The sequence below is a fragment of the Shewanella sp. BF02_Schw genome (genome assembly GCF_014596695.2).
Classification (GTDB): domain Bacteria; phylum Pseudomonadota; class Gammaproteobacteria; order Enterobacterales; family Shewanellaceae; genus Shewanella.
Genome location: NZ_JABKAW020000002.1, coordinates 483,862 through 498,556, shown reverse-complemented (window position 1 = coordinate 498,556; position 14,695 = coordinate 483,862). Strand labels below are relative to the sequence as shown.

Here is a 14,695-nt window from a genome sequence, read left to right as displayed (position 1 = left end):
AGTGATCTTGATGCCCATTGCAAGGTTTTGTGGCGATAAGCTCAATTTGTCTGGCGGTTATTGTTTTCCTACGGACAAGGGAAACGATATAGCGCTGATAGTTCGTTAATTCTTATCATCAGTTCGTCAGATAAGCTGACCTTGTGGCTGTCGATATTTTGCTTTAGCTGATGCAAGTTAGTGGCGCCTATAATGTTAGCGGCAACAAATTTGCGGCTATTGACAAAGGCTAAGGCCATTTCGGTGGGTGACAAACTAAACTCGCGGGCCAAATCGATATAAGCTTGCGTCGCTTGCAGTGCCATTGGGGTACTGTTGTAGCGGGCAAAGCGTTTAAATACCGTTAAGCGTGCGCCTTCTGGCCACTGATTATTTTCGTATTTACCGGTTAAGGCACCAAAGGCTAACGGCGAATAAGCTAATAACGGCACATCTTCACGATAACTGATTTCAGACATGGCGATTTCGTAGCTGCGATTAAGCAAGTTGTAAGGATTTTGCACACTGATAATACGTGGCAAATCGTGCTTTTCGGCTAATTTTAGGTATTTCATAAAGCCCCAAGGGGTTTCATTAGAAATGCCGATATAACGCACTTTACCTTGCTTAATGATTTCCGCTAAGGCTTCAAGCGTGTCCAAAATAGGGGTGTAGTGCTCTTCGTCGTCGTGTTCATACATCATTTCGCCGAAGAAATTAGTATTTCTATCCGGCCAATGCACTTGATACAAATCGATAGTGTCGATTTGTAAGCGTGCTAATGAGTCATCAACGGCTTGATGAATGTTGCGCCAGTCAAGAGCCATATCTTTACGGATGTAATCACCTTTACCACCAGGCGCAGCAACTTTAGTGGCAATCACTAAATTGTCGCGATTACCTTGTGCTTTAAGGTAGTTACCAATAATGCGTTCGGTTTCGCCCTGGGTTTCGGCTTTAGGTGGTACAGGGTACATTTCAGCGGTATCGATAAAGTTAATGCCTTGACCAATAGCATAATCGAGTTGAGCAAAAGCTTCTGCTTGAGTATTTTGTTCTCCCCAAGTCATGGTGCCGAGGCAGATTTTACTCACCTCAAGGTTAGAATGCGCGATACGTTGATATTCCATGATCATCCTCCTATGGAATGTGCTTAATCTGAGGCTACCAAGCTTTTGGGTGATTGCAAAGCGCTATAATAAAGTCGTAGTAAAACTGTTTAAAAAACAATCTAATACCGCTGATATCTGATAATAATGGAGTGTTTTATACGTTATAAGCTCATTATCATCGCAATTTCACAGGCATCATGGCCGGTTTCGCCTAAATGCTGACAGTGGCTAAAGCCCAGTTTTTCATAGAGTGCTAGTGCTTCAACTAGCACTGCCGTGGTTTCTAAATACATCGATTGATAGCCTTGTTGTTTGGCGAACTCAATACACTGACGGGTTAATGGCTTTGCCATACCTTGACCACGTATAGCGCGAGAAAAGTACATTTTTTGTAATTCACATACGCCGCCATTTTTTGCTAATGGCGCAATACCTGCGCCGCCAACCACTTTGCCTTGATATTCAATCACCCAGTATTGTGAACCTTCAGCTTGATACACCTCACTTAAACAGTCGAGGGTTTTATCGGCCACGCTAAAACCTTTATCTGGGGTTAAACCATATTCTGCAGACACTTCACGGATCACCGCGGCCAATGCAGCATCGTCATGGGGTTGTAACATTCTAATCAAGGGCGCTTGCAAGTCGTCCTTGGTTGTATTTGCTTGCTGATTTTCAGTCATTAAATAATTCCGCATTGATAAAGGGAGCCATTGCCAGCACTAATGCTTGGGTATAAATGCTTTCGCGGGTGGCTAAACCTCGAGTTAGCAAGCCAATCGCGCCACCTTTTTGTTTAATATTATGAGTGTTAAATACTCGGTCCATTACTTTGCCAAGTTCTTCACCTGCTTGTAAAGCGTTAAAAATTGATAGTGGCAACGGCAAATTAGCGCTTCGACCAACAGATAATGTGTCGTTATGGATAATGGCCATGTAAGCAAAGGTGGCAGGGCTTTGATCAAACTGATCTACTCCGCCTTCCATTGCCACATAAAAGTCAGCATGTTGATCGACTATTTTTGCATTGGCTTGGCAAAATTGAGCACGGTTGATGGCACCCAATTTAGTTTCTGCTTCGGTCATTGGTTGGTCTGCGACCAGTGATGGCGCATGCATGCCAGTGCAATCAATATGAACATCAGGGAAATATTGTCCAATAGCTTGTTTTGCTGCATTGATTTTAACTGGGTTGGTTGAACCAACAATGATAGTTAGCGTTTGTGGTATCGCAGGAGAAGTCGGCATAGGGTTATGTTCTTTTTTGTTTGAGTTAACCATGATGATCACAGTGGTGAAGTTAACCACATTGTATGGGATTTTAACCATTTTGGGTTTGATGACGAAGTTACTTTTATTACCGTCAATTGTAACTTGTTGTAAATATTAATTTTGTTTAGTTGGTATGAAACCTGCTAACTGACTGTTAATTGCCGCTAACGCGCACTAACCACAGTTTACTCATATTAAGAGCATTTGTTTGGCGGCCTAAGCTTATTGTTATCCTCATAAAGGGAATTAATCTTATGTCTATTCGTATCGCAACCATTAGTGTCACAGTCGGGCTTATTCTGGGCGCCACCCTATTTGGTGCTTCGCAAAGTGAAGCAGAGTCAGTATTTTCGTCATCATCAGAGCAAAACCATACAAATCTTAACTTAGTACAGCAGCAATTGAATCTTGACGCAGGGTCGTTAACTGAGTTAGTCGCTAATACTGGCGCCGGCAAGTTAACGATTGTCGGCGTTGAAGGCCTAAAAGAAGTCACCGTACATGCTGATATCTACACCCAGTCATTGGATCAAGATGACATCGAAATTAAGCTCAGCTTGACCCGAAAAGGTGATAAGGGCTATTTATTATCAGAAATACACAGTGACCAATATTTCGGTGAGTCGCCTTATATTGATTTATTGGTAGAAGTGCCAACAGTGCTCGCATTGAATATTAAAGACGGTTCCGGGCCCATCCAAATAGATGATGTTAGTGCGGATATTGAGTTAATAGATGGTTCTGGCAGTATTGTGATGAACCACATTGGCAAATTGGTTTTAGTTGATGGCTCAGGCTCTATTAATATTTCCGAGGCGAAAGGCGCGATTGAGTTGCAAGATGGCTCGGGATCTATTCGCATTAACCATGTTATTGGTGATGTGAGTATTGAAGATGGTTCGGGTTCAATCAAGGTTAATCAAGTCTCCGGATTAGTTAAGATAAATGATGGTTCCGGTGGCATTGATGTGGCTAACACCAAAGGTTTGACCATTGTTAATTCGGGTTCTGGAAGTGTCGATTATCAAAATATCGATGGCCCACTAACCCTAGACTGATGCTCTGCCACATTAAGCTCAGGTAAATCGAACTTAAGCTTATTTGGCCGAGATGTTCAAGTTAACTGCAACTGCGGCACGCATCATGTATTTTTGTTTCAAAGCCAAGTTTAATCATGGCATGATGCAAGCACGTTATTAGTGAAGTTAGCATTGTTGAAGTAAGAGTTAATCATGGCAAAGAAGTTTTACGTAGTATGGGCCGGTCGAGAAACGGGCATTTTTACCAGCTGGGATGTTACCAAGCGTTCAGTTGATAAATATCCGCAAGCCAAGTACAAATCCTTTGCTACAGAAGCAGAAGCCAAAGCTGCATTTGCTAAATCTCCTGCAAGCAGTATAGGCAAAAGTGTGCCAGTAAAAGCGGCAGGTCGTTCATCGACAAAGGCTGCAGGGGCTGGAACATCAACCAAAACTCTTAGCGCTAATCAAGCTGTGTTAAGCCAATTTGATGTGGTTATTTACACCGACGGTGGTTGTGAGCCCAACCCAGGTAAAGCGGGTTCAGGGATGGCGATATACCGAAAAAGCGAGTTAGCCGAATTATGGTTTGGTTTGTTTAATCCTAATGGCACCAATAATACTGCCGAGCTCAATGCGCTGCACCAAGCATTAATTGTGGCTAAAAAGGTCCTAGACGCGGGCGAAACGGTGCAAATCATGAGTGACTCACAGTATTCGATTAAATGTGTTTGTGAGTGGGCATATGGTTGGAAAGCCAAAAGTTGGACCCGAAAAACCGGTGAAATCGCCAATCTGGAGATTATCAAGCAAGCACATGAGCTATATGATGCAATGAAAGCCGATTTAGTACTTCAGCATGTCGCTGCCCATATTGGTATTGAAGGTAACGAGTTGGCAGACAGAATGTCGATTCATGCGATTGATCAACAGCACAAAGAGTTTAGTCAATTTACTGCGCCACTGGATATCAGTAAAATTCTCGCGTTGCGAACAGGCTAGTTATTGTCGCAATCTCTGTTGAACGCATTAAATTCTTTAAACGATAAACACAAAAAAGCCGGATTATTCCGGCTTTTGCATGTGTGACTTACGATTATTTATAATAACTTACGATTACTTAGTATTTTCTTCGTACATTAAATAATGGCTTTGCTCCATCCCCAATGATTCATAGGTTTTTTGGGCAATTTTATTGTCATGCTCAACATACAAACGGAAACTGGCGGTGCCACCGTTTTCTGCTGCTAAGTCTTTTACCGCTTGATATAGCTTGCCATAAATACCCTGACGACGATTCTGTGGACGTATATACACACTCTGGATCCAGTAATAATTACTTGCGCGCCAGTCACTCCACTCATAGGTGACCATTAACGATCCGGTAATTTCGCCGTCAACTTCGGCGACTAAATATACCCCACGTTCAGGATGGGTAAGCAGTCCTTCAACACCGCGAGTCAATTGCTCAGTGTCTAATGATAGGTTTTCGGTTTCCATTGCCATGGCTTGGTTAAACTGAACTAGGGCGTGCAGGTCGGCATGTTGGCCTATTCTTATTGTCATGTTTTTCTCGTTTTTATAGGATGATCTGCAGCCATCATAACGCGACACTCAATAAAAGTATTGGCTTGTTGCGTCAGAAAATGTGTACGAAATGAGTTAAGGCTCCAATATTTATGGCTTTAAACAGGATGAAAGACCCAGTTCGATAACGGTAAAATTCATCAATACAAAATCAACATTTTAATGCCTAAAACAAACATATCGATATTGCTTAACCCGCTTGATAGGGTGATTACAACTCCACAATAAAACAGCTGAGTTATATTTGTTCAATATAAAAACTCTCAAATGTTGGTTTTTTTCGGTATAACGAAGATGAAAAATAATCATATTATCGATGTTTTTTGCCGTATTTTTACACGGATTCATGCTGCTAATACTCGGCGTTACGCCAGTCTGTGCGTGGATCAGGGCTTACTTATTTACGGTCCTCCACTAACGTATAATTGAAATTATTGTGACGATGCAGTAATGTGACGCCACGACGATTTAGATCTATGTCACAAACTGCATAAATTGATGGAGATAATTATGAAAGTTGCTGTATTGGGTGCTGCTGGTGGTATTGGCCAGGCTCTAGCTTTACTGTTAAAAACTCAACTGCCTGCGGGCTCAAAGTTGTCTCTATATGACATCGCTCCTGTTACTCCTGGTGTTGCGGTTGACTTAAGTCACATCCCAACAGACGTAGAAGTAAAAGGTTTTGCTGGTCAAGATCCTACAGATGCATTAGTTGGCGCAGACGTAGTGTTAATGTCTGCTGGTGTTGCGCGTAAGCCTGGTATGGATCGTTCAGATCTATTCAACATCAACGCTGGTATCGTGCGTAACCTAATGGAAAAAGTGGCTGTAACTTGCCCTAAAGCATTAGTGGGTATTATTACTAACCCAGTTAATACGACTGTAGCGATTGCTGCTGAAGTATTAAAAAATGCCGGTGTTTATGACAAAAACCGTTTATTCGGTATCACAACACTTGACGTTATTCGTAGCGAAACCTTCATCGCTGAGCTTAAAGGCTTAAACGTTGCTGACGTTAAAGTTAACGTAATCGGCGGACACAGCGGTGTGACTATTCTTCCACTACTTTCTCAAGTTGAAGGTGTTACTTTCACTGATGAAGAAGTAGCAGCAATGACAACTCGCATTCAAAACGCAGGTACTGAAGTTGTTGAAGCTAAAGCCGGTGGCGGTAGCGCAACATTATCAATGGGCCAAGCAGCATGTCGCTTTGGTTTATCATTGGTACGTGGTCTACAAGGCGAAGCTAACGTTGTTGAATGTGCCTATGTTGACGGCGGCAGTGAGCACGCTACATTCTTCGCACAGCCAATCCTACTTGGCAAAAACGGCGTAGAAAAAGTATTACCTTACGGTGAAATCAGCGCATTCGAAGCTAACGCTCGCGATGCAATGTTAGACACCCTTAAAGGTGACATCAAATTAGGCGTTGAATTTGTTAAGTAATTAACAAGTCGATGGTCTAAAAAACGCGAAGCCAAGGCTTCGCGTTTTTTTTGGTTTAAAATGCCTAGCATCTAGCATCTAGCATCTAGCATCTAGCATCTAGCATCTCGGTTTATTGCTATTCGATTATTCACATTGTTTACACCCACAATTCTTCATTGCTACAGGCTCATCATCTAATCTTTCATCGCCTTACCGACATTAGTTTTCCATGTGGATCTAAAGTGCCATTGCTGTTTGGAGCAAAATTCTGCAAGTTACTAATATGTTAAATTTGGAAACCGCTGAAATGAGAAATAAAAAATACAGCTTAACCATGCCACTGCTCTTATTGGGTTGGATTTTTTCGATGCTACCGGCTCAAGCAACCGATACGCCTTATACCCCACTCACCGATTTTGGTGATAATCCTGGTGCGCTGACAAGCTTTTATCTTCCTGTGACGCAAGGCTCAAATGCTTCTCCTGCTGGGGATTTATCTTTGGTGGTGTTACTGCATGGTTGTATTCAAGACGGTGTCGAATTGGCTAACAAAAGTGGCCTAACGTCATTGGCGTTAGAGCATCATTTTGCGGTTTTAGTGCCACAACAAAGCTATGACAATAACGTAAAGGGTTGTTTCAACTGGTTTGCAAGTCAAGATACGCAGATAGACAGTGGTGAAATGTTATCGATAAAAAACATGATAGTAACTACTCAAGAAAAACTAGCTGCCAAGCATGTTTATATCATCGGGTTATCTGCTGGTGGCGCCATGGCGAGTGCGGCAATCGTCAATTATCCAAATCTATTTCAAAGCGGTGCGATCATCGCTGGCTTGCCATATCCCTGTGCCGATAATTTGATCAAAGCCATCTCTTGTATGAAGCAAGGACCAGCGCTATCGGTTGAAGAATTAGCTCAATTTGCCAAAGCAATACACCCTCAACAAACTCGTTGGCCTTCGTTGAGTATCTGGACGGGTGACAGCGACAATGTGGTCAATGCTAACAATGCGCAAATGCTCGCATCTCAATGGCAAGTGTTAACTCAATCTAACGCTAAGCCAACGGTGTCAAATGAATCTGGATACAGTATTTCACGCTGGAAAGATGCTCAAAATAACGCGTCAATCGAACTCGTCACTATTAACGATTTTGGTCATGGCATTGCCGTCAATCCAGACATAGAACATGGAGGTGAAGAAAGTGACTATCTGCTTAGGGCACCCATAAGCAGTGTGACTGAAGTGATTAAGCTTTGGGGGCTTTAATCAAGGTTAAATTTATAACATTATGTTTTTGTTATTAATTAATCGTTTGTTTTTTTAATATCTAGACCAAAACACATACTACTATAGTACCGATTCAATGTTGTTAAAAATGCTATACAGTCAATATGTGAACAGATAGTAATAAATCAAAATCAGTCGTAAACCAGAATTAGTAGTAAGTAAAACCATTAATAATAAATATTACAACGGGGATCTGTATGAAACAGAATACTATTAAAATGAGCTGTATTGCCTTAGCCATTTCGTCAGTGTTAAGCGCGCAATATGCCGTTGCCGCAGAAGAACAAAATAACAGCGGCGACAAACAACCTGTGTTAGAGCGCATTGAAGTGACAGCACGCAAAACAGTTGAAAGCTTGCAAAATGTACCTGTGGCAGTGACATCGGTCAGTGCTACCGAGTTGGCAGAAAACGGCATCAGCGTGATGACTGAAATTCAGCAGTTTTCGCCCAATACCACATTACAATCTAGCCGAGGCACTAACTCTACGCTTACCGCTTTTATTCGTGGTGTGGGTCAAGAAGATCCACTTTGGGGTTACGAGCCTGGGGTTGGCATTTACATTGATGACGTCTATATTGCGCGTCCGCAAGGTGCAGTGTTAGACATTCTTGATGTACAACGTATTGAGGTACTTCGGGGACCACAAGGCACGTTGTACGGCAAAAATACCATTGGTGGCGCAATTAAGTATGTTACCAAAAAGATGTCTGGCGATAGTGAATTAAGTCTTAAAGGTACCGTCGGCAGTTATGGCCAAAAAGATGTCAAAGTGGCAGGGCAGTTACCTATTGTTGATGACAAGCTCTATGTCGGTTTTGCCTTTGCGAGTTTAAACCGTGACGGTTTTGGTGAATTTAAAACCTCTGCATTAGATGGTCAAGATACTGAAAACTATAATAAAGATGTAATGGCGGGTCGCTTAAGCGTTGAATACACACCTAACGACGATCTGTTTATGCGTTTTACGTATGATAAAACCCAGGATGACTCCAACTCAAAAGGCGGCTATCGACTACTTCCTAGCTTATTAACTGATGCACCAGTACCTGATAGCAAATATGATTCTTACACCAGTATGCCTACATGGAACAAAGTAGAAACAGAAGGGTGGAGCGCGACGGTCGAATATAACCTCAATGAAAACTGGAGCGTAAAGTCGGTCACAGCCAAGCGTGAAGGCGAGTCGCTAACCAACATCGACTTTGATAATACCAGCTTACGTATTTTCGACGTGCCAGCTATCTACGAAGATGAGCAATTTAGCCAAGAGTTTCAGGTGAACTATGTTGGTGATAATCTCAACTTAGTGTCGGGGATTTACTATTTTGACGGTGATTCTTGTGGTGTTTTCGATGCTATTTTAGAAGAAGCCTTTAAAGCATATGGTGGGCTAACTCGTGAGGTGAGTGGTTGTAATAATAGCGAAAGCTACGCTGCTTATGTGCAAGGTTCATACGACTTTACTGAAAAGCTATCGATGACATTAGGCGGCCGTTACACCCGCGAATCAAAAGAAGCCACGGTTTATAATGGCGTGATATTCGATAGTATTTATCCTGAAACGGGCTGGTATCCTGGATTTGTGCGCGATGACGCGTTAATTGAATCTCAAATACCTAAAGTGCTCGATGATGAAGAAACATGGTCTAAATTCAATCCGCGAGTCGGTTTAGAATACCAAGTGAGTGATGACATGATGGTGTTTACCAGCTACTCACAAGGCTTCAAATCGGGTACGTTTAATCCACGAGCAACAGGTGCTGAACCCGCGGTTGATCCAGAAACGGTTAATTCATATGAAATTGGTATGAAGAGCGAATGGAACGATAATCTTCGCGTCAATGCCACGCTATTTTACCTCGATCATAAAGACAGGCAGTTTGTCACGGTGTTACCAGGAGAGGACAGTTCAGACCTTAATCAGCGTTTAGGAAACATCGGTAAGTCTACAGCGACAGGCCTAGAGCTTGAAGTTGAATACGCTGCGACAGATTCACTTAACTTATTTGCTAATCTTGGCTTAATTGACGCCACTTTTGACGAGGTGATTTCATATGACGAGCTGGGTAATAAAATTGATATTAGCGACACTTATACCATTACCAATACCCCAGATACCACTGCAAACCTAGGGTTTAGTTACAGCATTGAAGCTGATGTAGGCAGTTTTATCATTAATGGTAATTACTACTACCGCAGCGATTATGACTTAGCGGTAGTGGATAATCTATTGAGTCAAGATGGATACGGATTGCTGAATTTTGGTGTGAATTGGTATAGTAATGATGGCCATTGGAATGCTGGATTACATTGGAAAAACGTCACTGATGAAGAGTATTTAGTGGGTAACTACGCCTTTGTCACGCCAACAGGCAATGGCGATTTTACGCCAGGGCTAGGCGGCGATAACACCTTAATTGGATATTATGGCGACCCAGAGACCATTTCATTAACCGTTGGCTATGTCTTCTAAAACCTTGTTTAATTGATGTAGATAAGGATAGCCGGTCTCTTTAGAACCGGTTATTCTTTTTATTGCTTATAAAGAGTGAACCATAACAATATCAACGCAATGTTAGGGAGCCAATGATGTCTCAAATTAAAGTGGCCATTGCAGATGACCATCCACTATTTCGTGCCGCGTTAACCCAAGCCGTGCTTAAAAGTGTTAACAATGCACAAGTGCTAGAGGCGGAAAACTTTCAGGAGTTAATCGCTATTGTGGAGCAGCACTCAGATATTGAGCTTATCTTTATTGATTTGCATATGCCGGGAAACGATGGTTTTACTGGACTGACGTTATTGCAAAATCACTTCCCCGATATCGTGGTTATCATGGTGTCATCAGACGACCAGCCGGAGATTATCCGTAAGGCGATCAATTTTGGCGCCAGTGCTTTCATTCCAAAATCAGCCAATCTAACCCAAATATCGACGGCGATTGATACTGTGCTTGAAGGAGGTGTTTGGCTTCCAGATCACACCAATATCAGTGCCGATCAACACACCGCCGCAGAACATCAACGTTTAGCAAAGCAATTAGCTCAACTCACACCGCAGCAGTACACTGTGCTGGCCAATATTGCCAATGGTAGGCTCAACAAACAAATAGCGTATGATTTAAACATTAAAGAAACCACAGTAAAAAAACATGTCTCAGCGATTTTACTCAAACTCGAAATCAATAATCGCACGCAAGCTGGGCTGGTGTTTCAACAATTAATGATTACTTCAACTGAAAACCAGCAGGTGGATGTACAAGCATAAATCGATTGCCCTAACGAACGGTTATTGTCGCAATGAATAGTTATCGCCATTGATTGCGGTTACTGATCGATAATAAGAATAGCGATAAAAAGAGTTAACTCAAATGCCTCCATATGAGGCATTTTTTGTGGTCATTAATCTATTGAAAATATTAGTTATTCAGGCGTCAGTTGTTTAATGATCCGCTTTAAGGCTATTGCCTTAAGTGGTTTACGCACAAAGCTAAATTGAGCACTGCTGGTGTGTTGCCTAACGGCTTCCGAAGGGTCCGCAGAGCAGATAACACAGGTGGGTTGGTTACGGCTTATCGTCAGGTGATTGGCTAATAAATACTGTACTAAGTCCACACCATTTTTATCATCTTCTAAGTGATAGTCAGCAATAATCAGTTTGGGTTGTGGGTTATTGGCCAATTGCAGTATGGCACTGGGTTGGTCTTTTGCGGTAATGACATTGCATCCCCAATCGCTGAGTAATGTAGAAATCGCTTTTAGCATCAGGTCGTCATTGTCGATCACCATTACAGTGATATTAGCGCTGTCACTGCTTATCTCATCTTCGGCTGTTTCAATCACTTTAAGCGGCTTTTTCTGCTGTAATACTCGGGGTATTTCAACACTAAAACACGTCCCTTTGCCTACTTCAGAATGCAGCGATATGTTGATATCCAACAACTTGGAAATTCGTTCACATATCGCCAAACCTAGCCCTAATCCCGGAATTTCACGAGTGAGCTCTAAGCGTTCAAATTCACAAAAAATGGCTTGCTGTTTATCCAGCGGAATACCTGGGCCATTGTCCCAAACTTGGATTAATAAAGCGTGCTCAAGTCGCCTGACGCCTAATAACACTTTAGGGACAAACTCAGTATTGTTAGTCTGCCCGTTTACTTTATTGTCAGGCGTAGAGGTTTGGGATATTACTTGCTGATTGCGTTTGCCTGAAGGGGAATAATGAAACGCATTAGACAAAAAGTTCTGAATAATACGCCGCAGTAGCCTTTGGTCGCTTTCTACAAAACAAGAAGAGACTTGGTAATTAAAATCAATACCTTGTTGAACCGATAACGCTTTAAATTCATTAACTAACGTTGACAGTAAATCATCAATCGCAAATTGGCTTGTTTCAGTTTTTAGCGAGTTACTGTCTAAGCGAGATATCTCAACCAGATCTGATAGTAAGCTTTCCACCACGTTTAAGGAGTCTTCAATATTGGTTGCCAAGTCATACAGTTCCGTTGATTTAACCCTTTGCTTCAACATTTCAGTGAATAAGGTTAAGGCATTAAACGGTTGCATTAAGTCATGGCTGGCCGCGGCCAAAAAGCGGGTTTTACTGCTATTAGCAGCTTCCGCTTCAGCTTTGGCTTTTTCAAGTTCCTGAGTGCGGCTTTCAACCCGTTTTTCGAGTGTTTCATTGGCCAGTTGTAAGGCTTTTTCTGCTTCAATGTGGGCAGTAATATCAGCAAAAGTACTCACAAAGCCGCCGCCTGGCATGGCTTGGCCGCGAATCTCCAGTACTTTTCCATCTAACATCGTGCGTTGGAAATGATGAGGGCTACCACTGCGCATATGAGCTAAGCGCTTTTCAACTAGCTGGTGAGCCTCGTCACCGACAATAATACCTCTGTCGATATTAAATCTAATCAGCTGTTCAATTTGCAGTCCTGCTTTGACGTAATCTTTAGGGTAATCAAGCAGTTCAATATAGCGTTGATTCCAAGCTACTAAGCGCATATCGGCATCGACAACACTGATGCCTTGCTCAATATTCTCCACGCCAGATTGCAGCAGTTCTCGGTTAAATTCAAAGATTTGGCTGGCTTCATCGACAATGCTAACTACATCTTCTAGTGGCACCTGCTGGCTGCGTGATGCGGCATTCATCACCATTCGGGTAGAGGCTGAACCGAGTACGCCAGACAGTTTTAAGCGAGTATAATCAACAAGCAGTTGTTGCTGATTTTTGCCTGCGAGTTTTTTTGACTCTGCAATAAGAGCATCGGCTTCATCTTTGTTGATAAAACGATTTAATAAACTGGCTAAATCTTCTATAGATAAGTGCCGTTCTAGTTGCACATGTTTTCTATTTACAAATAAATCAGCTTGTAAAACCTCGCCAACGCTTTGCTCTTTAAGCAGAGATATCATCACAAAGCAACCAATGTTAGCCACTAAACTGTAAAATACGCCGTGGCTAATATTGTCCAAACCGGTTAAGCCAAACAAGGCTGTCGGCGTTAGCCATGTGATATCAAATAAGCCAAATTTAACCCAATGAGCATCGGGAAATGTAACCGGTAACAGTAAGGTATAAAGCCAGACAACACTGCCCATTATTAGCCCCACAAACGCGCCTTGAGTGGTGGCACTTCGCCAATATAAGGCGCCTACTGCGGCGGGGGCAAATTGAGATAACAGTACAAATGACAGCAAGCCAATACTGGCTAGATGATTTTGCTGATCGATAAAACGTTCAAAGGCGAAAGCTGACAAAAGAATGACTGCGATTGAGAATCTGCGTAAATTTAATAAAATGCCGGATAATTGCGGGGTTTGCTGAGAACCAAATTTCGGTAATCGTAATAGCAATGGCGTTAACACTTCTGTCGAAATCATCGTGCTTAGTACAATAGCTGCCACAATCACCATTGCGGTTGCGGCAGCCAGTCCACCGACATAAACCAATATTCCTAACCATGCTTGTTGATAAAAAAGCGGTAATGTCAGCACATAGGTATCGGCACCAACACTGCCACCCGGGAAGCTAAGCTGTCCGGCTAATGCAATCGGCAATACAAAAATATTAATTAATAGCAGGTATAACGGCACCATCCAACGTGCTGATTTGAGCTCTTTGTCATGATTGTTTTCAATCATCATCATGTGAAATTCTTGCGGCAAAGCGTAGATAGTAATCGCACCCAAAATAACCTGAGAAACCACAAGGTAAGTCGAGTCTGATTGGCTGGTTTGTTTAATATGTTGACCTTGGCTGAGCAAGTCACCAAAGCCATCGAATATAAAGAAGGTGGCAAAAATACCCACGGCGGTCAGGGCAAATAACTTAACGATAGAGCTAAACGCAATGGCCAGCACTAAGCCTTGATTATGTTTACTGGCAGACAGCTGGCGGGTGCCGAATAAAATACTAAAGATAATTAATACAATCGTTACCACAAATGCGGTGCTAATACCGGACTGAAACGTACCGGTTAGTAAATCAAAGCTGGTACTAATCGCTCTTAGCTGCAATGCGATATAAGGAATGGTGCCAAGTAGTGACACGATGGCAACGCTGGCAGCAATTTTAGGCGAACGGTCAAAACGGCACGCAATAAAGTCGGCAATAGAGGTCAAGTTTTGGCTTTTAATTATTTGCAGCGTACGCATTAGCATTGGCCAAGCAAGCACCAAACAAATGATCGAACCAATATAAATGGGGGCCAGCCATGCGCCAGTTGTTGCTGCTTGTCCAACGGTGCCATAAAACGCCCATGATGTGCAGCATACCCCTAACGACAGGCTATAGACCCACGGCTTTTGGGTTAATTTTTTTATGGAACGATTTTGCCCCCACTGTGCAACCACAAACAGCATTGCAAGATAAGCAATCGAAATTGAACTAATTAACCAAGTATCAATAGATAACCAAGCCTGCAAGTTATTCCCCAATTATTTTTATTGTTTATCCTTGCGAAACTACACTAGACGCCCTGTTTGATAAAGATTTTTAA

At 42.3% G+C, this 14,695-nt stretch carries 11 protein-coding genes; 6 read left to right on the top strand and 5 right to left on the bottom strand.

The window, feature by feature from the left end:
- Positions 1 to 68: 68 nt before the first annotated feature.
- The 3 genes from HNW13_RS10580 to yjjX all read right to left on the bottom strand — a co-directional run bounded on the left by HNW13_RS10580 (position 69) and on the right by yjjX (position 2,339).
- Positions 69 to 1,109, bottom strand: a complete 1,041-nt coding sequence (locus HNW13_RS10580) for an NADP(H)-dependent aldo-keto reductase (RefSeq protein ID WP_192115492.1) — start codon at positions 1,107 to 1,109, stop codon at positions 69 to 71.
- Positions 1,110 to 1,252: 143 nt separating this feature from the next.
- A complete protein-coding gene (locus HNW13_RS10575; protein ID WP_192115493.1) occupies positions 1,253 to 1,774 on the bottom strand; it encodes a GNAT family N-acetyltransferase in 522 nt (173 codons plus the stop codon).
- Complete coding sequence (gene yjjX / locus HNW13_RS10570; RefSeq protein WP_162024272.1) at positions 1,767 to 2,339, bottom strand: inosine/xanthosine triphosphatase; 573 nt, start codon at positions 2,337 to 2,339, stop codon at positions 1,767 to 1,769. Before yjjX ends, HNW13_RS10575 begins: the two co-directional genes overlap by 8 nt.
- 278 nt (positions 2,340 to 2,617) lie before the next feature.
- On the opposite strand from yjjX, the gene HNW13_RS10565 reads away from it, so the two are divergent.
- On the top strand, positions 2,618 to 3,421 hold the full coding sequence (locus tag HNW13_RS10565; protein WP_101086058.1) for a hypothetical protein: 804 nt from the start codon (positions 2,618 to 2,620) through the stop codon (positions 3,419 to 3,421).
- A 174-nt stretch (positions 3,422 to 3,595) separates the two neighbouring features.
- Positions 3,596 to 4,384, top strand: a complete 789-nt coding sequence (locus tag HNW13_RS10560) for a ribonuclease H family protein (RefSeq protein ID WP_192115494.1) — start codon at positions 3,596 to 3,598, stop codon at positions 4,382 to 4,384.
- A 114-nt stretch (positions 4,385 to 4,498) separates the two neighbouring features.
- Here HNW13_RS10560 and HNW13_RS10555 read toward each other — a convergent pair whose 3' ends face one another.
- Positions 4,499 to 4,948, bottom strand: a complete 450-nt coding sequence (locus HNW13_RS10555; protein ID WP_192115495.1) for a GNAT family N-acetyltransferase — start codon at positions 4,946 to 4,948, stop codon at positions 4,499 to 4,501.
- 531 nt (positions 4,949 to 5,479) lie between these two features.
- On the opposite strand from HNW13_RS10555, the gene mdh reads away from it, so the two are divergent.
- From mdh to HNW13_RS10535, 4 genes are all read left to right on the top strand, one after another.
- Positions 5,480 to 6,415, top strand: a complete 936-nt coding sequence (mdh, locus tag HNW13_RS10550) for a malate dehydrogenase (protein WP_011638612.1) — start codon at positions 5,480 to 5,482, stop codon at positions 6,413 to 6,415.
- Positions 6,416 to 6,704: 289 nt separating this feature from the next.
- On the top strand, positions 6,705 to 7,667 hold the full coding sequence (locus tag HNW13_RS10545; protein ID WP_243756241.1) for a PHB depolymerase family esterase: 963 nt from the start codon (positions 6,705 to 6,707) through the stop codon (positions 7,665 to 7,667).
- 218 nt (positions 7,668 to 7,885) lie between these two features.
- Positions 7,886 to 10,165 carry a TonB-dependent receptor gene (locus HNW13_RS10540; RefSeq protein WP_101086055.1) on the top strand — a complete coding sequence of 760 codons (2,280 nt, stop codon included), beginning with the start codon at positions 7,886 to 7,888 and terminating at the stop codon, positions 10,163 to 10,165.
- 116 nt (positions 10,166 to 10,281) lie between these two features.
- Positions 10,282 to 10,959, top strand: coding sequence for a response regulator transcription factor (locus HNW13_RS10535; protein WP_101086054.1), 678 nt, complete (start codon positions 10,282 to 10,284; stop codon positions 10,957 to 10,959).
- A gap of 155 nt (positions 10,960 to 11,114) precedes the next feature.
- Here HNW13_RS10535 and HNW13_RS10530 read toward each other — a convergent pair whose 3' ends face one another.
- Entirely contained in the window at positions 11,115 to 14,621 is a 3,507-nt protein-coding gene (locus HNW13_RS10530) for a PAS domain-containing hybrid sensor histidine kinase/response regulator (RefSeq protein WP_192115496.1), read from the bottom strand.
- Positions 14,622 to 14,695 lie beyond the last annotated feature (74 nt).